17 protein-coding genes are annotated in these 19,929 nt (G+C 66.9%); 9 read left to right on the plus strand and 8 right to left on the minus strand.

Annotated features, from left to right (window positions below; all coding sequences use genetic code 11):
• Positions 1 to 88: 88 nt before the first annotated feature.
• The 5 genes from TV39_RS05540 to TV39_RS05560 all read right to left on the minus strand — a co-directional run bounded on the left by TV39_RS05540 (position 89) and on the right by TV39_RS05560 (position 5,786).
• On the minus strand, positions 89 to 1,036 hold the full coding sequence (locus tag TV39_RS05540) for a lipid II:glycine glycyltransferase FemX (RefSeq protein WP_043479451.1): 948 nt from the start codon (positions 1,034 to 1,036) through the stop codon (positions 89 to 91).
• 4 nt (positions 1,037 to 1,040) lie between these two features.
• Positions 1,041 to 2,291: a mannose-6-phosphate isomerase, class I gene (manA, locus tag TV39_RS05545; RefSeq protein WP_043479453.1), complete on the minus strand. Its 1,251-nt coding sequence runs from the start codon at positions 2,289 to 2,291 to the stop codon at positions 1,041 to 1,043.
• Between the two features lie 117 nt (positions 2,292 to 2,408).
• Positions 2,409 to 4,037 (minus strand): LCP family protein, encoded by a 1,629-nt coding sequence (locus TV39_RS05550; RefSeq protein WP_043479455.1) that lies wholly within the window; start codon positions 4,035 to 4,037, stop codon positions 2,409 to 2,411.
• 10 nt (positions 4,038 to 4,047) lie between these two features.
• Positions 4,048 to 4,641, minus strand: a complete 594-nt coding sequence (gene purE / locus TV39_RS05555) for a 5-(carboxyamino)imidazole ribonucleotide mutase (RefSeq protein WP_043479458.1) — start codon at positions 4,639 to 4,641, stop codon at positions 4,048 to 4,050.
• A complete protein-coding gene (locus TV39_RS05560) occupies positions 4,638 to 5,786 on the minus strand; it encodes a 5-(carboxyamino)imidazole ribonucleotide synthase (RefSeq protein ID WP_043479460.1) in 1,149 nt (382 codons plus the stop codon). Before TV39_RS05560 ends, purE begins: the two co-directional genes overlap by 4 nt.
• A 231-nt stretch (positions 5,787 to 6,017) precedes the next feature.
• Here TV39_RS05560 and TV39_RS05565 point away from each other — a divergent pair, with 231 nt between their 5' ends.
• Positions 6,018 to 6,602, plus strand: a complete 585-nt coding sequence (locus TV39_RS05565) for a GtrA family protein (RefSeq protein WP_043479462.1) — start codon at positions 6,018 to 6,020, stop codon at positions 6,600 to 6,602.
• 7 nt (positions 6,603 to 6,609) lie between these two features.
• Here TV39_RS05565 and TV39_RS05570 read toward each other — a convergent pair whose 3' ends face one another.
• On the minus strand, positions 6,610 to 7,314 hold the full coding sequence (locus tag TV39_RS05570; RefSeq protein WP_043479464.1) for a TIGR03089 family protein: 705 nt from the start codon (positions 7,312 to 7,314) through the stop codon (positions 6,610 to 6,612).
• A gap of 406 nt (positions 7,315 to 7,720) precedes the next feature.
• On the opposite strand from TV39_RS05570, the gene TV39_RS21590 reads away from it, so the two are divergent.
• Genes TV39_RS21590 through TV39_RS05585 form a run of 3 tightly spaced genes read left to right on the plus strand, consistent with a single transcriptional unit; the run spans position 7,721 to position 13,318 of the window.
• A complete protein-coding gene (locus TV39_RS21590; protein ID WP_082049531.1) occupies positions 7,721 to 8,266 on the plus strand; it encodes a WhiB family transcriptional regulator in 546 nt (181 codons plus the stop codon).
• A 29-nt stretch (positions 8,267 to 8,295) separates the two neighbouring features.
• A complete protein-coding gene (locus TV39_RS05580; protein WP_200890960.1) occupies positions 8,296 to 11,631 on the plus strand; it encodes a glycosyltransferase family 2 protein in 3,336 nt (1,111 codons plus the stop codon).
• Entirely contained in the window at positions 11,624 to 13,318 is a 1,695-nt protein-coding gene (locus tag TV39_RS05585; RefSeq protein WP_052500502.1) for a DUF5719 family protein, read from the plus strand. Before TV39_RS05580 ends, TV39_RS05585 begins: the two co-directional genes overlap by 8 nt.
• A gap of 7 nt (positions 13,319 to 13,325) precedes the next feature.
• On the opposite strand, the gene TV39_RS05590 is transcribed toward TV39_RS05585, so the two are convergent.
• On the minus strand, positions 13,326 to 13,853 hold the full coding sequence (locus TV39_RS05590; RefSeq protein ID WP_043479467.1) for a metallopeptidase family protein: 528 nt from the start codon (positions 13,851 to 13,853) through the stop codon (positions 13,326 to 13,328).
• Positions 13,854 to 13,996: 143 nt separating this feature from the next.
• Here TV39_RS05590 and TV39_RS21595 point away from each other — a divergent pair, with 143 nt between their 5' ends.
• The 5 genes from TV39_RS21595 to TV39_RS05610 all read left to right on the plus strand — a co-directional run bounded on the left by TV39_RS21595 (position 13,997) and on the right by TV39_RS05610 (position 19,082).
• A complete protein-coding gene (locus TV39_RS21595; protein ID WP_082049529.1) occupies positions 13,997 to 14,386 on the plus strand; it encodes a DUF3499 domain-containing protein in 390 nt (129 codons plus the stop codon).
• Between the two features lie 90 nt (positions 14,387 to 14,476).
• Positions 14,477 to 14,743: a Trm112 family protein gene (locus tag TV39_RS05595; protein WP_043479469.1), complete on the plus strand. Its 267-nt coding sequence runs from the start codon at positions 14,477 to 14,479 to the stop codon at positions 14,741 to 14,743.
• Positions 14,744 to 14,855: 112 nt separating this feature from the next.
• Positions 14,856 to 16,343, plus strand: a complete 1,488-nt coding sequence (gene ahcY, locus TV39_RS05600; protein ID WP_043479471.1) for an adenosylhomocysteinase — start codon at positions 14,856 to 14,858, stop codon at positions 16,341 to 16,343.
• A 158-nt stretch (positions 16,344 to 16,501) separates the two neighbouring features.
• On the plus strand, positions 16,502 to 17,731 hold the full coding sequence (locus TV39_RS05605) for a L,D-transpeptidase (RefSeq protein WP_043479473.1): 1,230 nt from the start codon (positions 16,502 to 16,504) through the stop codon (positions 17,729 to 17,731).
• 118 nt (positions 17,732 to 17,849) lie between these two features.
• A complete protein-coding gene (locus TV39_RS05610) occupies positions 17,850 to 19,082 on the plus strand; it encodes a L,D-transpeptidase (RefSeq protein ID WP_235347287.1) in 1,233 nt (410 codons plus the stop codon).
• A 10-nt stretch (positions 19,083 to 19,092) separates the two neighbouring features.
• On the opposite strand, the gene TV39_RS05615 is transcribed toward TV39_RS05610, so the two are convergent.
• Positions 19,093 to 19,902, minus strand: coding sequence for an RDD family protein (locus tag TV39_RS05615; protein ID WP_043479475.1), 810 nt, complete (start codon positions 19,900 to 19,902; stop codon positions 19,093 to 19,095).
• Positions 19,903 to 19,929: the final 27 nt, after the last annotated feature.

The following is a 19,929-nucleotide window of genomic DNA, read 5'->3' on the forward strand; positions in this document are numbered from 1 at the left end:
TCCAGGTCCGTATACGCCCGGAGGCTTGCTGCCGTGCCGCTGGGCCCGTTCGCGCTGGGTGGAAGGCACGGGGGAGGAGAGAACCGACTCAGTTGCGGAGCGCGCGGAGCTTTTCGCGGGCCTTCCTGGCGATCTGGTAGGCGCCATAGCGGAGCTTCTTCACGGGAAGGTCCCAGGTGCCCGGGTAGGCGATTTCGCGCCCGCCGAACGACTTCTTGAAGGCCGTGAAGCCGGCCCACTTGTGGTTCGGCTGGTCCTCGGGTGCCACGCCCCAGAGGTCAACGTGCTTCAGGCCCTTTTCCTTGGCATCCGCCATGAGGGTCACCAGCAGCGGGATGCCGGCGCTGAGCTTCCGGTGCGAGTCGTCCAGGGCGGCGTGGGCGTAGGTGCGGGTGTCGGCGGAGTCGTACGCCAGGGCCGCGGCGATGGGGCCGCCGTGGCGTTCGGCGATGAACAGCGTGGCCGCGCCCGCAGGCATGAGGGACCGGGCCACCTGGCTGAGGTACTCATCGCTCTGCGGCTTGAACCCGCTCCTTTTGGCCGTCATGTGGAGGAAATTCAAGAGCACGCGGATTTCTTCGGGGTCCTGCGACGACCGGAACGTGACGTCCTTCTTATGGATGTTCCGGTAGAGGTTCCTGTTCACGGGTTTCATGGCGGCCAGCACGTCCTTGAAGTCCCGGTCCAGGTCCACGATCCAGCTCAGTTCCGGCTGCTGGTTGACGGGTGCCGGCCGCAGGCCGCGGCTCCGCAGCACCCTGCCGGACTCGGGCGTGTCGAATCCGGCCGTGACCGGCTCGATCCGGACAAACGCGGCGTGGCACGTCCGGGCCAGCGCCACGAGCGCCGCCAGGGCGGCGTCGAACGCTTCCAGGGACTCCGCCACGGGGCCGTACGGGGCATAGAGGACCTTGCCCGCCGGGTTCTTCTCCTCGACGGCGAGGAAGCTCCAGCCCGGTCCCGACTGTTCGTGCACCGTGCGGCCAAGGGAACGCTGGAAGTCTGCCCACTGGGGGGTCTGCAGGAAATACTCCATCAGCTCAGGCCCCCAGCGCAGTGGTCACGGCGAAGGCGACGGCGGTCCCGGCTGAGCCGGCTGCCGGGTGCACGTTGACGGGCGCCTCCGCGGCCGGGAGGAACGCGCTCGCGCCACGGTCCAGGTGGAGGTCGCCCTTGGGGGAGTCCAGCAGCACGGAGCCGGACACCACGATGATTACTGCGGCGCCGGACTGAGCCAGCGGGACGGGGGCACCGCCGGGCTCCAGTTCGATCCGCTGCAGCTGGAATTCGCGGAACGGGGGCCGGTACAGTTCCTGGCCCAGCCCGGACGTCTCCGCCGCCAGCATCGGCACGCCCACCGACGCGAACTCGACGGTGGCCAACAGTTCCGGGACGTCAACGAACTTCGGCGTCAGCCCGCCCCGGAGTACGTTGTCGGAGGACGCCATGACCTCGATGCCGAGACCGTGCAGGTATGCGTGGACGTTCCCTGCCGGCAGGTAGACCGCCTCTCCCGGAGCCAGCGAAATCCTGTTCAGCAGCAGCGAGATGAGGACCCCGGGATCCCCGGGATAGTGTCCGTGCAGGCTGACCGCCGTGGACAGTTCGGTCTGGTAGGGGTTCATCGGAAGCCCGGCCTTGAGCGCCGCCACCAGCTCGCGCACAGCATGCGAAACAGCATGGCCTCCGCCGATGAGCCTGGTGAACGCCGCTTTCAGTGCGTCGTGCTCCTCCGGCTCGGAGAGATCCTGCACGACGTCCAGGAACACCTGGGGAACTTCGAGGGACATCCCGCGCATGGACGCCACCAAGTGGTCAAAGAGGGCGCGCGAGGACGCGGCGGGGCGGAAACCGCAGAGCGCCTCGAACGGCGTCAGGGCGAAGATCATCTCCGGCTTGTGGTTGTCATCCTTGTAGTTCCGTTCCGCGGCGGAACGGTCGACGCCGGCAGCCTCTTCGCGGGCAAAGCCCGCCCGGGCCTGTTCCAGCGTCGGGTGTACCTGAAGGGACAGCGGGCTCTCCGCGGCCAGGACCTTGAGGAGGAACGGCAGCCGGGGCCCGAACTCCGCCACGCTGGCATTGCCCAGATGACGGCCGGGGTCGGAACTGATGAGCGCATCCAAACCCAGCGGACCGCCGTCGGCCGCTAGCGCCACCGACGGCGAGTCGGGGTGGGCGCCCACCCACAGCTCCGCTTCCGGGCCGCCCGAGGCCTGCCGGCCCAGCAGGCCCGCAATGGCCGTGGTGGAGCCCCAGGCATAGGGCCGGAGGACGTTCTCAATTTCGTACACAGCCAGGTGTCCTTTTCTCATTGCAGCAGCGCGGCTGCCGCAGATTCGTCGATGCGTGCTGACGGTCGAATGCATGCCGACGCCGTCGCCGGCGTCGGGCGGTGGGGCCGGGGGAGCCTAGAGCGGGCGGCACTGGCCGTTCGTGGCCACGAGGTCCCGGATCGCCTGCTCGTTGCCCTCACGCTTGAACTGGTTGAGCATCTCTTCCGTGATGGGCTCGCCGTCGGGGGTGGTGGTCACCGGTGTGAAGTCCGACGGCGACGGCGCAGGCTGGGTCAGGGGTGCCGCCGGTGCGGCTGCCATGAGCGGGCCGGCGGCCGCACCGGCCTGCACGATGCTGTCCTCCCCGGCAGGATCCGGCGCTGCCCCGGCCGACTGTGCGGCAAGGAGCCGGTCGACCCTGTCGTGGATCTGGTCGAAGTCCGGCACGGTGGAGAAGGAGGCGTCGAAGTCCGGCGGCCCGATAGTCAGCCGGCTGACCTCCTTGCCCTTGGCCTTCATTGCCAGGTCCACGAAGCTGCCGAGCTGGCTCGCGGAGATGTTGGAGTCAACCACCTTGGTGCCCGCGTTGGCGATGTCCTCGAACTTCGAGAGCAGCGTTGCAGGGTCCAACTGCTTGAGCATGGCCTGCTGGACGCACTGCTGGCGCTGGATGCGGGCGTAGTCATCAACGAATTCGCGGGAGCGTCCGTACCAGAGGGCGTGGTAGCCATCCAGGTGCTGGTCGCCCGCCGCGATCCAGCCGGTGGGCATCCCGTGGATTCCGTTGGCTTCGTCCACCATGTCGCCGCTCAGCGGCACCCAGCCGCCGGCCTTGATCTTGATGCCGCCCATGGCGTCGATGAGCTTGGCAAAGCCGTCCATATCCACCAGGACATACGCCTGCACGGTGATGCCGAGCGTGCCCGAGACGGCCTCCAGGGTTGCCTGCGCGCCGGGATCGGCCACCCCGGGATAGAGGTCCGTGTGCTCGTTCGTCACCTCGGTGTTGATCGCGTTGATGAGGCACTCGTTGCCGCAGTCGTAACCGTCCGGGTAGATCTGCCGCATGGGGGAGCCCTCGCTGAACTGCGCGTTCTGCAGGTTGCGGGGCACCGAGATGATGGCGGTCTGGCCGGTCTTGGCGTCGACGCTGAGGACGGAGAGGCTGTCCGGTCGCCGGCCCGTTCGGTCGTCTCCCGCGTCACCGCCCATCATCAGGAAGTTGTAGCGGCCCTCCACGGGGTCGATGGCGGGACCCGCGGAGAAGATGCTGCCGATCGCGTTCCGGCTCACATTCAGCACGTACGCGGCGTAGCCAAGCGTTCCGGTGCTGAGCACCATTGCCAGGACCAGGGCAACCCCGACGACAGGCCTCATTCCGGGTGCCAGCAGGACAGGCCGGATGAGCCTGAGGGTGTTGACGAAGAGCGCGGCCCAGCCCACTGCGAGGGCGATGAGGATGACGATGATCAGAAGCGACGCCACGGAATTCGTGAGGATCCCGATCAGGAGCGTCCGGTTTGCCAGCAGCAGCACCAGTGCCACGAGCGCCAGTCCCCAGACGGCGAGCGTCACCCTCAGGGCGATCCTGCCCAGTTTGCGGTCGCCGGCAACGATCTGGGCGCTGCCCGGGACGAACAGGGTCAGCAGGAGGAGGACGAATGCGCGTTTCGTCCTGACCGGCGCCGGGGCGTTCACGGGGTTGCGGACCGGGTCCGTCAGGGCCTGTTGCGGCGCCTGGGGGCTGGAGTGGCTGGTGGTCATCTGCTGATTCCTAACGGCTGCCCCGGAGAACGACGTTGCCGTCGGAGAACACTTCGCTGACCTTGTGCCGCAGGGCCGCGCCCTTGCGGGTGGCGACGTCGTTGAGCTCCTGTGCGAACTCAATCAGCTCGTCGCGCAGGCGGACGGCGAGGTCGTCCGTCCCGGATGCCAGCATGCGGACGGCGAGCAGGCCGGCGTTGCGTGCGCCGGCGATCGACACTGTGGCCACCGGGACACCGGCGGGCATCTGGACGATGGACAGCAATGAGTCCATGCCGTCGAGCGTCTTCAGCGGGACGGGGACGCCGATGACCGGCAGGGGCGTCACAGACGCCAGCATGCCGGGCAGGTGCGCGGCGCCGCCGGCTCCGGCGATGATGACGCGCAGACCGCGCTCGTGCGCCGTCTGGCCGTAGCGGATCATTTCAGTAGGCATCCGGTGGGCTGAGACCACATCGGCTTCGAACGGGATGCCGAACTCGGCGAGGGCCTCTGCTGCGGCTTCCATAACGGGCCAGTCCGAGTCGGAGCCCATGACGAGGCCCACGATCGGCCCGGCGTTGTCCGTTCCCGCCGGACGGATCGGCGATGCAGGCGTACTCATACGGTCTCCTCGGAGTTCCCCGGTGCTGTTCGCGCCGGAGCACGGCCGTCCCGGATGATGTTGGCGACGGTGGTGGCGCGCTGCCGGACGGAGTCGACGTCGGAAGCGGATGCCCCCACCAGGTTGACGTGGCCGATCTTCCTGCCGGGCCTGACGGCTTTGCCGTAGCAGTGGATCTTGGCGGCCGGCTCGCTGGCCATGGCCAGCGGATACGCAGAGAACAGCTCCTGGTTCTCGCCGCCGAGGAAGTTCTTCATCACGACGACCGGCCCCAGCGCATCGGTGGCGCCGAGCGGGAGGTTCAGCACGGCGCGCAGGTGCTGCTCGAACTGGCTCGTCACCGATCCGTCCTGGGTCCAGTGGCCGGTGTTGTGCGGACGCATTGCGAGCTCGTTGATCAGGAAGCCGGAACCGACGCCGGGGGTTTCGAAGAGCTCCACGGCCATAACGCCGGTGACTCCGAGTTCGTTGGCGATGCGGATTGCGGCGTCCTCGGCGGCAGCGGCCACCTCCAGCGGAATGTCCTGGGCCGGGGCGATCACTTCGTCGCAGACGCCGTCCACCTGGATGGTGTGGACGACGGGCCATGCCCGGGATTCACCGTCCGGCGTCCTGGCGACCAGCGCCGACAGTTCACGGCTGAAGTCCACCTTGGCCTCTGCCAGCAGCGGCGTCATGGCCGCGAACCAGTCGGCCGTGTCGGCGGCTTCCTCAGCCGACCCGACCATCCGGACGCCTTTGCCGTCGTAGCCCCCGCGGGGCGTCTTCAGGACCACCGGCCATCCGGTTTTCTCGCCAAAAGCAACCAGGGCGTCGACGTCGGCAACAGCTGACCAGGCGGGGTTTGGCAGCTCGAGCCGGTCGATGGCTGCGCGCATCACGAGCTTGTCCTGCGCGTGGACCAGGGCATCCGGTCCGGGCTGGACGTTGACGCCGGCCTCCTGCAGTGCCCGCAGGTGGTCGTTGGGGACGTGCTCATGATCGAACGTCATGACGTCGAGCCCGCGCGAAAACTCGAGGAGGGCGTCAAGGTCCTTGTAGTCGCCCACCGGCGACGTCGGCACGGCGGAAACCGCCGAAACGTCCTCGCCTTCGACCAGGACACGGAGTTCAAAGCCCAGGGCCGTTGCGGCGGGGGCCATCATGCGGGCTAGCTGGCCGCCGCCAACTACGCCTATTACTGGAAAAGTCACAAGAGCCAGCCTACAGAACAGCAGGGGTGTTCCGGGCTTCACCACCGTTTCGGCCGGGAATTTTGCGTCATGGCAGCGTCGCAGGAGACCGCGCTCCAGGCCAGGCGGGGCGGCTCCCAGCTTTGCGGGCTAAAATGGGTTCTCGGCCCTGTGGCCTGAAATTTCAGTCGGCCATGGAGGGTCATGTTTTACACACTTGCAGAACGTTTGCGCGGACTCGCCTCGCTTTTCTGGCGCGAGGTGGCCAAGTTCGGCGCCGTCGGCGGTGTCGCCTTCGTGATCGACAACGGCCTGACCTACTACCTGATGCACGGCCCCATGACCGACAGCGAGGCCAAGGCACGGTTCGTGGGCGCGACGGTTGCCACGATCTTCTCGTGGATCGCCAACCGGTTCTGGACCTTCCGGCACCGCCGCCAGGACAACGTGATCCGGGAATTCCTGATGTTCATCCTGATCAACGGCATTGGCATCGGCATCTCCACCGGCTTCACGGCACTGGCCAAGTATTCGATGGGCATCACGGACAAGAACATGCTGTTCCTGGCTGGCGTGGCCGGCATCCTCGTGGCCACCGTGGTGCGCTTCTTCGCCTACCGGTTCCTCGTATTCAACAAGGAACTCGACGAAGAGCCCGCTTTCTCGCACGACCACGAGATCATCGAACTGCACCACCACCAGAACCAGCACCCGGTTCGCGTTCCCGCCAACGAGGCGCAGGCCGACGTGCAGGATCCGGAGCGTCCGGGACCGCCCCGCAGCAGCTAGGCTCCGCCTACCCTCCCTGCACCCGTTCGTCGCTGAGGAGCTTGTCCGTCACTGCGACGTCAGGGTGGACCAGTACGACCGACCCGTTGTTGTGCCATGCTCCCAGACACTGGACGAGGGCCGCTTCAAGCCCGTCGCCGGCCCGCACCAGCAAGCGGACGCCGGTTTCGTGGGCGGCGGCGAACCCTTCGAGCAGGTCTGAGTGCGCGTGCAAGGTGCCGGCTGAGGATACGACGGCAGGGCGCGACCCCTCGGGATCCTCATGTGCCATAAAGACGTCGCCGTGCGAACGGACTTCGGCGCCGAAATCGACGACGCCGGGCGGCAGCTCACCGGGCCACCGCATGGCCAGCGCCGGAAGCGGCACAGCTATGACGGCGTCGAACGCCTCACCCTCAAGACCGGCCTCCGGTGACGCGGTGGCGAGGAGTTCGGCATCGGCGGAGCCGAGGACGACCTCCATTCCCAGCTGCCAGGCGGCGAGAGCCAGGATCATGGACTTCCAGTGCGCCGGAAGGTCCAGCCGCAACCGCGTCCCGGGTTCGGCATCGAGTTCGTCCTGCAGCAGGTTGCTGGTCTTGGCGACCCAGTTGTCCAGGACACGGCCGGACAGTTCCACCCGCTCTGCGTCCGGTCCGTACCAGGTGAGTCGCGGTGAGGTGGAGTGGCCGGACCGCAGTGCAGTCATCAGATCGATCGCCGGGATGCTCATGGCAACATCTTGCCACGGTGCCCGCCGCGCCGGGAGGTGGCGGGCGGGCCACGGTCGGAGGCCAACGCCCCGCAAAGCCCTGTGATCTGTGCCACGTTCCTTTTGCTCATTTTGATTGCCTAAAGCGCAGAGCAGGGCCGGTTTCCCCGGGATTCCCGGGAAATTCCCAGAAAAGTAGTCAGTATGCTGTCAAAATTCCCGGGATGACGGCGAGTCGTCCAAAAATCCCGGGCGTGGCGTGGCAGCGGATTGCGGTCGAAGTTGATTATTATCCCGGCTGCCGCTTGACTCCCAGCGACTTACACACGTGTAATTAGGTATCGATCGCCATTGCGCAAATACGGGGCACACAACCGAGTGTTCAGTTATTCAGTCAGGGGCAGCAACATCAGGAGGGACGCCACAAATGGGGCAAGTTGAGCGTATCCATGAAGATGCAGTCGTCGCCGGTCAGGCGTCGGCAAAGTACCGTTCTCGCGGCGTGCCAAGCGATTGGTACGTTGATCCGGCAGATCCGGATGCCGCCGAGCGGTACAACCAGAGCACCAGTGATTTACTGCAGGACCAGGCCACGGCCTTCCTTGCAGCTCATGAAGCCCTTCTGGCGGGAAACCCTGACCAGGACGGCGATCTTCACGATCCGCCGATGGAACTGCAGACCCTCCATTCGGAAACCACTGCGCAGCCGGTCTGGATCGGGCTTCCTTTCGAGCAGAACTTCGACGACGAAGGCGAACTCGGATGGCAGACGGACGCACTGTGCGCCCAGACTGACCCGGAAGCGTTCTTTCCCGAAAAGGGAGGATCCACCCGCGACGCCAAGAAAGTTTGCGGCGCGTGCAACGTGCGCTCACAGTGCCTGGAATACGCACTGTCGAACGACGAACGCTTTGGCATTTGGGGAGGCCTCTCCGAGCGCGAGCGCCGTCGGCTGAGGAAGCGAGCAGTCTAATTCTTCAAGTAGTACACGTCACCGCCGTTGTGGTCGCCCACAACGGCGGTGACTATCTTCCCAGGACCTTGGCGGCATTGTCGGAGCAGACCCGTCCGGTAGATGCTTTTATTGGCGTTGACACAGGCTCACGGGACAATTCCCTGGCTTTGCTTGACCAGGCATTCGGCGAGGACAACGTCACCAGCTTCCACCAGGGGCGGACCGGGATGGGGGACGCGGTCAAGGCCGGCCTGGCCGCCTTGGCTCCCCGAAACCCGGACAGCCGGAACGACACCGAGTGGATCTGGTTGCTGCACGACGACGCCGCTCCCGCGCCGGAAGCCCTGGCCGAACTGCTCCATGCCGTGGAGCGTGCGCCCTCGGTGACGGTGGCAGGGTGCAAGCAGCTGGACTGGGACGCCAAGCGCCGACTGATCGACGTCGGGCTTTCCACCAGCCGCTGGGCTGAACGGCTGACCCTCATTGAGGCGGACGAACTCGACCAGGGGCAGTACGACGGCCGCAGCGACACCTTCGCGGTCAACTCGGCCGGGATGCTGGTCCGGCGCGACGTCTGGGAAGAACTGGGCGGGTTCGACGCCGCCCTTCCCGGCACCGGTGACGATGTGGACTTCTGCTGGCGCAACCGCCTGGCTGGACACCGCGTTGTGGTGGTGCCCACCGCACGGATGTTCCACGTTTCGCATCGGCCCCAAGCATTGGGGAGCGCCAGTGCCGCCCGGAAGGCCCAGGTCTACCTGCGCCTCAAACACACAGTGTGGTGGAAGGTACCCCTGCACGCCGCAGGGGCGCTGCTGGGCAGCCTCTTCAAACTCGTCCTGAGCATTGCCGTCAAGGACCCCGGCCACGGATTCTCCCAACTCATGGCAACCTTCGTGCCGCTGGGCCGGCCCGGGGCTGTGATCCGCGGACGCCGCGACGCAGCAAGGACGCGGCGGATCCGCCGCTCGGTCATCAAGGGGCTCCAGACCCCGCGCCGCGAGGTCTGGGCCCACCGGCGTTCCCTCATTGAAGCCCTGGGCTCCGATGACCCGGGAGGGGACGCAGCCAGGAGCGATCCGCTGGCGGAACAGCCCAGCGGTGACTCCACGGATGATTTTGCCGCGCTGACCACTTCGGAGCGCGGATGGGTGGGCAACGGTGCCCTGCTCGCGGTGATCCTGACAGCGGCGGCATCGCTGATTGGTCTCTCCGGGTTCTTCCGTGCCGAAGCTGTCTCCGGCGGTGCCCTGATTCCGGTCTCGTCGAAGGTATCGGACATCTGGCACCACGCCACCAGCTGGTGGATCGGCCTCGGCGCCGGACTGCCCGGCCACGGCGACCCCTTCGCACTTCTTCTGTGGGTCCTTGGCCTTGTGGGCGGAGGGGACGCGAACAGCGCCCTCGCCTGGCTGCTGCTCCTGGCCATGCCGCTCTCCGGCCTTGCCGCGTGGTTCGCGGCGGGCGGCCTGACCACGCGGCGGCGCTTCCGCTTGGTGGCAGCAGTTGCCTGGGGCGGGGCTCCCGCCCTGCAGGTTGCGCTGAACCAGGGGCGCCTTGGTGCCCTGGTTGCACACATCATGATGCCGCTGCTGGTTCTGGCACTGCTGCGTGCCACCGGCACCGCACGCGGCCAGGGACGTTTCGCTGTTCCCGAGCCGGGGGACCGGCGCTTCCAGGAACAGCCTCCCGCCAAGCCGGGCGTTAACGGCACCCCTTCATGGACTGCGGCGGCGGCCGCCGGTCTGGCTCTGGCTGTTGTAACAGCAGCTGCACCCTCATTACTGCTTCCCTTCGTCGTCGTGGTTGTCCTGGCCGGGATCCTGCTTGGCAGGCGCGGGCGGACAGTATGGTGGGCGCTGCTGCCAAGTGCCGCCATTTTCATTCCGTTCGGTATTTCGGTGCTTGACCGCCCACGGGCACTGCTCGCCGACCCCGGCGTCCCGCTCGGTTTCCAGGGCGCGCCCTTGTGGCAGCAGCTTCTGGGTCAACCCCTGTATTTCGACGTCGACGGCGGCCTGGCCGGCCTTGCCGTCTTCGGCGGTTCCGGCGTCCCGTGGGCGCTGCTCCTGGCCCTGCTGGTCGGGTTGCCTGTGGTTGCACTCGCCACTGCGGCACTGTTTGTCCCGGGCAAGCGCACCCGCGTGGCCCGCGCCTTGTGGGTAGCCGCCCTGATCGTCCTCGCAGGCGGCTGGCTCGCCAACCACATCGCCACCGGCGCCAGCGCGGACACCCTTGTCACTCCCTTCACAGGACCGGCCGTGTCCGCGTCCGGCTTCCTCCTGCTGGGCGCCGCCCTGATCGGAGCCGACGGCCTGCTCTGCTTCGCTGAGAAGACGGCCTCAGCCCCGGCCGCCCGACGGATCGGCCTCAAGTCCGTGTCCGTCCTAGCCATGGTGCTGCTCCTGGCCGGACCCGCGGCAGGACTGACCGCGTGGGCAGCCCAGAACCTGTTGCAGTCCGTATCAGGGGCAACAGCGGCCGAAGCGACCCCCGCTGGTACAACCCCCCTGGGAACCCCGCGGCAGATCGCTCCCACGGCCGCCCGCACGCTGCCGGCCACGGCCATCGACCGGGGCCAGGGCCCCGAGCAGACCCGGACGCTGGTCATCGACACGGCGGAGGACGGCAGCTTCGACGCCTCGATCGTGCGTGGCGCCGGGACCACCCTTGACGGACTGTCCACCATCGCAGCCGCCCGCAACATCATGGGTGACCCCGGTAAGGAAACGGTCAGGGATGACGACGCCGTCACGGCGGCGCTGCGCAGTGTCGTAGCCACGGTGGTTGCCGGCCAGGGCGTCGACCCGAGGCCGGAGCTGGAACGCCTGGGCGCGGGATTCGTTGTGCTGCGGGCGTCGGACACTGCCGCGCAGCTGACCGCGAGCCGGATGGATGCAGTGCCCGGACTGGTGGCAGTAGGTCAGACCAACGTCGGCTGGCTCTGGCGGATCAGTCCGCTCAACCAGCCCGTCATCGACGCCGCCGCCGTTGCCCACCGCGTGCGCATCGTGGACGGCGCCGGCGCTGCGATCGGACTCCTGCCCTCGGACCTGGAAACAGTCGATGCCGCCGTTCCGGAAGGACCGGAAGGCAGGCTCGTGGTCCTGGCGGAGCGTTCCGATCCGGGCTGGTCCGCGTGGATGGATGGCAAGCGGCTGACGTCCACCACCTCCGGCTGGTCCCAGGCCTTCACTCTGCCCGCCCAGGCCGGGCAGCTCACCATCCGTTACGAAAACCCGTGGGCAGTGTGGTCCGCCATCATGCAGGCGACGGTCATCGGACTGACTGTCCTGCTGGCCATCCCCATGCCCGCCCGCCGGCCCAACACGGGCCTCTCCCGGGATGAAGGCTCCCTGCGTAAGGAACATCAGCATGCATAAGGACGGGAACGACGCCGCGACGGGTGTCCACGAGGCAGCGGACGGCTCCGACGCAGCACGCGGGAACACGGACGAAGCGCCCGTGGCCGGCAGCGTTAAGGCACCCGGCGCCCGCGGACTGTCCGCCCGCGGAACGGTCGCCGGAGTGGTGTCAGCTGTGGTCATCGTGGCCGCAGCCGGAAGCCTGGTCGCGGCAGCGTCCCTGGGACCCCAAAGCGCGGGGAGCCGCCCGCTTGACGCGCCGCTGGCGGCAGTCCCGGCGGGAAGCAATGTGGGGATCTGCCCGGGTCCGGCCCGCCTGCTGGAGGGTACACCCGTCGGCACCGACCCGCAGTTCAGCCCGGAATCGGCCACTGCCAAGAGCTTGGTCAGCGCAGCCGTGCTGAGCACCAACGCCGGTGTGGTGCCCGGCAGCAGGCTCGCGGAGCTCAACGGCAATCCCCTGGCCGAAATTGCCAAGGACCCCGGTGTTCCCACCGCTGCGCCAACCCCTCCTGCGCTGCTGGCAGGTGTCGTTTCCCAGCGCACGGTGGATTCCGTCAGCGTCCTGAGTGCAGATGCCGTAGGCAACCAGCAAGCCACCGCTGGCGCTGTCATGAGCTACACCGCCACTGACGGCGACCTGCGGGGCTTAGCTGCGGCAGGCTGCCAGCAGCCGGCCAACGACCTGTGGCTGGTAGGGGCTAATACGTCGCTGGGACGGACGGCAGTCCTTAATCTCAGTAATGCCTCCAGCACCCCGGCAACAGTCAGTCTGGAGCTGTATGGGGCGGCGGGACAGATTCAGGCGCCCGGCAGCAGGGGGCTGCTGGTGGCGCCGGGGACTACCCGTTCAATCGTGCTGGCCGGACTGGCTCCGGACCAGGAGAAGCTCAGCATCCACGCACGCAGTGCCGGCGGCCCGGTCACTGCGGTCATCCAGCAGAGCGTCCTCCGGGGGCTCACCCCCGGCGGCGTGGACTTCATCGTGCCCGGCGCGGCACCTGCGACCCGGCAGGTCATGTCCGGACTGGACATCCAAGACCCCGCATCCGCCAGGGCACTCACCGCCAAACAGGGATTTGCCGATGCCGCGGCTGCCTTGCACATCACTGTTCCGGGCCCGGCGGACGCCGTGGTGGAAATCAAGCTGTATGGACGCGACGGCCAAAAGGCGCTGCCAGGCGGCGGCGTTGTGACAGCCAAGGGCGGGTCCGTGACTGAGGTGTCGCTGGCCGGGGTGCCGACCGGCCAGTACACCGTTGCCGCCACTTCCGACGTATCGTTCGCCGCCGCTGCCCGGGTTACCCGCGGCCTCAAATCTGACAGTGCCACGGACTTCGCGTGGTCGCCGTCGTCCGCCAGGCTGGGCAGCCAGCACGTGGTCACGGTACCGCGCGGCGGAGAGCGGTACCTGGTCTTTGGCGCTCCCGAGGACCGGGCCAAAATCACCTACACGCCCATCACCGCCGACGGCAAGGTCCGCGCCGCCGCCACGGCGGACATCGCAGGCGGCACGACGGCGGTTATCAAGGTGCCGGGTGAAGTGGGCGGTACCGAGGTGCTCGGGTACGTTGTGTCAGCTTCCGGCGATGCCGCGTACGGCACCGTGCTGCTGGAACAGGACGGTCGCACGGACATCGCCACGGTTGCGGTAGCCGCAGGCGCCGCCGGCCAGGAACAGGTAGCGGTGAAACTGGGCTACTAGCCCGGGGCTAGTAGCGCCGCCGGTACACGGGGTCCAGTGTTTCCGGTGCTACCCCGAGCATTTCGGCGGTGCGCTCCACCACGACGTCGTGCACCAGGTCCTGGAGTTCGTCCCGGCTGGAGCAGGCGTTTTCGATGACCCGGCGGTAGAGCGTGATCACCGGGCCTTCGTCGGCAGTGGCGGGCTCGTACAGCCCCATGGGCGCGGGGGACCGGTCTGCAACTAGCTGTTCCAGGCCCTGCGGGATTTCGTCAACAGCAAACCTGACGCCGTCCAAGGGCTTTCCCCAGATGTCATGCAGACGCTGGGCGGAGTCCATGACCATCTCGTCGAAGCGGTCGGAACGGGTGCGGTATCCGGGTAGCGTGGGCAGCATCAATTCGCCGCGCAGGCCGCGGCCGTGGCGGTTCCTGCGGCGCTGCCTGAAGCTCTTGCCGCGGACCGCTACCGCGGGCGCGGCGTCGTCCGCCGGCTGGCCGGTTCCCGGGTCAGCCAACCGGACCGTAAACCCCGGAACGTGGTGCGATTGCTGCATATATCGACTCTAGACCCGCCGCTTGAAATACGCGACATAACTGGCGAACGCCACACTGGCCGCCCGGGTGTCAGCCGACAACATAGGACACTGCGGGCCGGAATGCACGGCACCGCAGCAAACGGGGAGTAGTCTGTGATGTCGTGGGTGCTATTCGTCAATGTTCAAGATCAGCCTGCCGCAACTCGGCGGTGGCGACTTTGACGTACGTCTACGCGGACTCGACGGCTGTCCTGGGCCCGCTGGCTACGTACGCGGAGCCCCATTGTTACGATTTGTGCGAACAGCATGCCGGGTCGCTCACGGTGCCGCGGGGCTGGGAAGTGCTGCGACTGGCCATGCCGGCCACGCCGCCGCAGCCGGGACCTGATGACCTTTTAGCCCTCGCCAACGCCGTCCGGGAGGCGGCCTTGCGGCCGTCCGCCGCAGATCCCGCACCTGGCCAGCGTCCGGCCCACGCCTCGCTTGAGGCCCCGCCGGCTTCGGAAGGCGCCCGAAGGGGACACCTGCGCGTCCTCCGCGAACCCTCCTGAGCCGCGGCGCCGCCGCGAAGCTTGTACGCTGGAAGCTGCAAATCCATCGGCCACCGGCGCCTGCTGCGGCGCCATCAGGGAGCATCCACCATGCCAAAGATCAGTCCTGACCTGTTGTCTGTCCTGCGCTGCCCCGTTACCGGCTCAACGCTGGTGCAGGAAGGCGAGGAACTCGTCTCCACCGCCGCGGGGCAGTCAGGGGAGAAGCTGCGCTACGCCATCGAGGACGGCATCCCGCTGCTTTTGCCGCCGGAACTGGTCTCCGCGGCGAACGCTGCGTCTTCGGACCAGCACGACGGCGGTCCCGGCGCCGCAGCGGCAGGTTCCGCAGCGCCGCGCCCCGCCAGCGCCGAATAACTGCCCGGCCGGCCCATCGCCCGTCCACTTGGCGCCGAACTTCCCATAGTTCGCCGAACGGACATGCTCTTCCGCCGTTCCAGAATTTTCCGGATACAACACAAGGACTCACATGACTTTCGATTACAAGGTTGCTGACATCTCCCTGGCTGAGGCCGGCCGCCACCAGATCCGCCTTGCGGAACACGAAATGCCCGGACTGATGTCCCTGCGCGAGGAGTTCGGCGCCAGCCAGCCCCTTAAGGGCGCCCGGATTGCCGGTTCGCTGCACATGACCGTCCAGACCGCCGTGCTGATCGAAACCCTCACAGCTTTGGGCGCCGAGGTCCGCTGGGCTTCCTGCAACATCTTCTCCACCCAGGACGAAGCCGCTGCCGCGGTCGTGGTGGGCAACGGCACGGTGAATGACCCGCAGGGCGTCCCCGTCTTCGCCTGGAAAGGCGAGACCCTGGAGGAATACTGGTGGACTGCCGAGCAGATCCTCACGTGGCCCGGTGCGGACAGCAACCCGGATCTTGGCCCGAACATGATCCTCGACGACGGCGGCGACGCCACCATGCTGGTGCACAAAGGCGTTGAGTTCGAAGCCCTCGGCTCCGTTCCCGCCGCAGCGGAGGACGAGTCCGATGAAGGGCGGGTTTTCCTCGACGTCCTTCGCGCCTCGCTGGCTGCGGACAAGCAGAAGTGGACCCGCATCGGTTCCCGGCTGCTGGGTGTCACGGAGGAGACCACCACGGGCGTGCACCGCCTCTACCAGCTGGCGGAGCAGGGCAAGCTGCTCTTCCCGGCCATCAACGTCAACGACTCGGTGACCAAGAGCAAATTCGACAACAAGTACGGCATCCGGCACTCGCTGCCCGACGGCATCAACCGTGCCACCGACGTCCTCATGGGCGGCAAGATCGCCGTCGTCTGCGGCTACGGCGACGTCGGCAAGGGCGCGGCGGAGGCCTTCCGCGGCCAGGGCTCCCGCGTGATTGTCACGGAGATCGATCCGATCTGTGCACTGCAGGCCGCAATGGACGGCTACCAGGTGGCCAAGCTGGAGAGTGTCCTCAGCGAGGGACACATCTTCATCACCACCACCGGGAACAAGGATGTCATCATGGCCGAGCACATGGCCGGCATGCGTGACAAGGCGATCGTGGGCAACATCGGCCACTTCGACAACGAAATCGACATGGCAGGCCTTGCGCGGATTCCCGGCGTCAAGAAGGTCGAAATCAAGCCGCAGGTGCACGAGTGGGTCTTCGACGCAGACCCCGCTACGGGGAAGGACAGCCGGTCCATCATCGTCCTTTCCGAAGGCCGCCTGCTGAACCTGGGCAACGCCACCGGCCACCCGTCCTTCGTGATGAGCAACTCGTTCGCGAACCAGACCATCGCGCAGATTGAACTCTTCACCAAGCGGGACCAGCCGGAGGGCGAGCGGGAATACGAAAACCAGGTCTACGTGCTCCCGAAGATCCTTGACGAGAAGGTCGCCCGGCTGCACCTGGATGCCCTGGGCGTGGAGCTGACGGAACTGTCCAAGGAGCAGGCCGAGTACCTGGGCCTGGACGCTGCGGGGCCGTACAAGCCGGATCACTACCGCTACTAAGGACTGGGGCTGCCAAACCGGCAGGAAAGCACCATCTGAAGGGCCCCGGTTCAAGATCCGGGGCCCTTCTTCGTGACCGTTACGATGCCGGATTCCCCGGCAACTCCAAGGAGTGTGGCCTAAGCTGTGCCCATGATGACTGCAACGGTCCCCGAGCTGTGACGGCCCGGGAACGCTGGACCACCCGCAGGAAGGCCTTCCTGCTCGGAACACTGTGCGTGCTTGCGGCGGGCGGCGGTGTCTTCGCCGCGGTCGCGCCGGGGGCCGGCCGCGCCGCCTTTGAATCCGAGGCCGGCGCCGCGGAACGCACCACCCCGGGCCTCGCTGCGCCGGTGGTTGCCCCGGTGCAACTTGCGGCGTCCCCGGCCGACGGCGCGAAGCAGGTGAACCCGGCAGCACCCGTCTCGCTCAAGGTCAGCAACGGAACGGTGGAACGCGTGGCCTTGACGGACGCCGGGGGCACCGCCGTTGAGGGGAACCTCAGCGCGGACGGAACCGGCTGGTCGGCCGCAGGTCCGCTGCAGTTCAACAGCACCTACACGTACACCTTCGTCGTGACGGACACGGCCGGCCGCAAGACCAACGACACCCGCACCTTCACCACGGTGTCAACCGCCAATGAGGCGGATGCCGCCGTCTATCCGCTGGACGGCATGAAGGTGGGCGTCGCCCAGCCGCTGCAGGTGACGTTCAGTGAGCCCGTGGTGAACAGGGATGCCGTGGAGAAGGCCATCAAGATCTCGTCGACGTCCGGCCAGGCGGGGGAGTTCCACTGGTTCAGCGACACCATGGTCCGGTACCGGCCGGAGAACTTCTGGGCGGCCAACAGCACCGTGACCATGGACATGCAACTTTTCGGCGTGGATTTCGGCAACGGGCAGATTGGGAATTTCAACAAGAAAGTCACGGTCCATATCGGCGACAAGAAGGTGGCTGTGGCTGATGCCACGGCACACACGTTTTCAGTCAGCGTCAATGACCAGCCGGCCGGTTCGTGGCCCGCAACCATGGGTGACACCCGGTTCCCGTCGGCCCGCGGCTACCTCGTGTTCATGGAAAAGTACCGCGTGGAACACATGTCTGCTGCCAGCATTGGGCTCAAGCCGGGCGACCCGGCCTACTACGGCGAGCTGGACGTCAACTACGCCACGCGCCTAACGCCGAGCGGCGAGTTTATCCACCAGGCCACGGACTCCGCGATGCCGTACATCGGCGTGACCAACCTTTCACACGGTTGCATCGGCCTCGCCGCGGAGAGCGCCAAATGGGTCTTCGACAACATGACCACCGGGGACGTCGTCCAGGTGGTCAACACAGAGGGTGAGAACGCCAACTTCGACGACGGATTCGGTGACTGGAACATCCCCTGGGCCCAGTACGCCAATTGACTCGCCGGCCGTACGGTAAAATCGTCTGGTCAGTGGTGGGAGCTGCGGCACCTCACTGAATGAGACTAAGACGGTATTGGGGCTGATCACGGGCCTGTCGGGGGACATGGAGAAGGTCATGACTGAAGTCCACAAGCGGAAAACCATGAAAATTTTGGGCGTCGTGGCCATCTGCGCTGCGGTTGCTGCCGGCGGCATCGGCGTCGCCACGGCCCCCAGCTGGGCGGAGCCCGCTTTCCAGTCGGAGTCTTCCAGCCCGGTCCGCAACGAACCGGGACTCGCTGCCCCTGTGGTCAAGGCGGTTGAGCTCGGCGTGACCCCCACAGACGGCGCCGCGGGCATAAATCCCGCGGTCGCGCCGTCTGTCAAAGCCGTCAACGGAACGGTGAAGGACGTTGTCCTGGCAACGGCCGACGGCGGAGAACCCGTCAAGGGCACCTACAGTGCCGACGGTTCCACCTGGACCGCCCTTGACCCCCTGGAGTTCGACGCGTCCTACGAGTACGCCTTTACGATCGTGGACCAGGCGGGGCGCGAAACCAAGAAAACGCAGACCTTCAACACCGTGGCCACGGCAAACGAGGCCGACGCCGCCGTGTACCCGCAGAACGGTTCCACCGTCGGGTCCGGCCAGCCGATTGAAATCGTCTTCTCGGAGCCGGTGCTGAACAAGGCGGCCATGGAGAAGGCCGTCACCATCACCTCGTCCTCGGGCCAGGCCGTCGCCTGGCGCTGGTATTCGGACCAGCGCGTGCGCATCCGGCCCGAGGCGTTTTGGGCATCCGGTAGCCAGGTCACTGTTGACCTGAAGCTGTTCGGCGTGGACTTCGGGAACGAGATGGTGGGCAACGTGGACACCAAGGTCAGCTTCAAGGTTGGCCCGCAGCGGGTGGCCGTCGTGGATGATGTCACCAAAACCATGAACGTCTTCTTTGACGGCCAACTGGTCAAGACCGCCCCCGTAACCCTCGGTGATGCCGAGTGGCTCTCGCCCACCGGCTACGCAGTGATCATGGAGCAGGAACGCCACTCCAAGTTCAACGCCGGGAGCATCGGATTGAAGCCCGGCGACAAAGGCTACTACCCGCCGCTGACCGTGGAATACGCCAACCGGCTCACCTCCTCAGGCGTCTACGTCCACCAGGCCCTCGAATCCGCCTGGAGCTACGTCGGCAAAGCAAACGTCTCACACGGCTGCGTCGGACTGCTGCCGGCTGACGCGGCCTGGTTCTTCAACAACATGAAGACCGGCGACGTTGTCCAGACCCTCAACACGGGCGCTCCGCCCGTGGAACCGCTGGAAGGCTACGGCGACTGGAACATTCCCTGGGCGCAGTACGCCAAGCGGTAGGACCTGCCCGCTACGGGGTGTCCCGGCTGTAGGGCAGGTGGTGCAGCCGTTCCCCTACGCCCGTGCTTCGCGTCCGCGCCCGGCTCAGCCTTGCCAGTTCCCGCTCGCGGCGTTCCACCAGGACTGCCGCCAGGTATTCTTCCGGGCCCGTGCCGGCCGGAGGCTGCGGCGCGACGCACGCTGAAACTTCGGTGGCCAGTGACGCCGCCATGGAAGCGCGCGACGCCGGCGACATCCGGCCTGCCTGGCGGATGAACTGCCCCGCACGGCGGGCGACGGCGTCCGGTATCCGGCCGATGTCAGCCAGGGCCGCCCAGGCCCGAAGGTGCGGCTGCACGAACGGCACGAACGGCGGGTCCGCCGGCACACGGCGCCGGAGGGAGTATGTTCCTGCCACTACATCGCCGAGCCGCTTGGATTTGCCGCTAAACAGTGCGACGGCGATGGCCAGGCCGCCGAACGTCAGGTAGATCTCCAGGAAACCGACCAGCCCGCGGATCACAGCGTGACGGAAGCGGATGGCGCCGCCGTCGTCCCGCACTATCCGGAGTCCTGCCGCCAGCTTTCCCAGCGAGAGGCCGCGGGTGAGGGTTTCCACCGCCACCGGGAGGATCACGAAGCAGAAAACCACACTGACCAGAACCAGGGCGCGCGCGGCCGCCCCGTCCAGGTCGCTGAAGGCCGACGAAATCACCGTCATCATCACCGTGAGCAGGAGGACGTTCGCAGCGACGTCCAGAATCAGGCCCAGTGCCCGCGCGGCGAACGACGCCGGGCGGAGCTCCAGTACAACTGCTTCACCTGTGATGATTGAGCTCAAGCCGGGTCCCCGTCCCCTACACGCCGC

Origin of the sequence: Arthrobacter sp. SPG23, from assembly GCF_000876655.1 — a bacterium.
GTDB lineage: Bacteria > Actinomycetota > Actinomycetes > Actinomycetales > Micrococcaceae > Arthrobacter.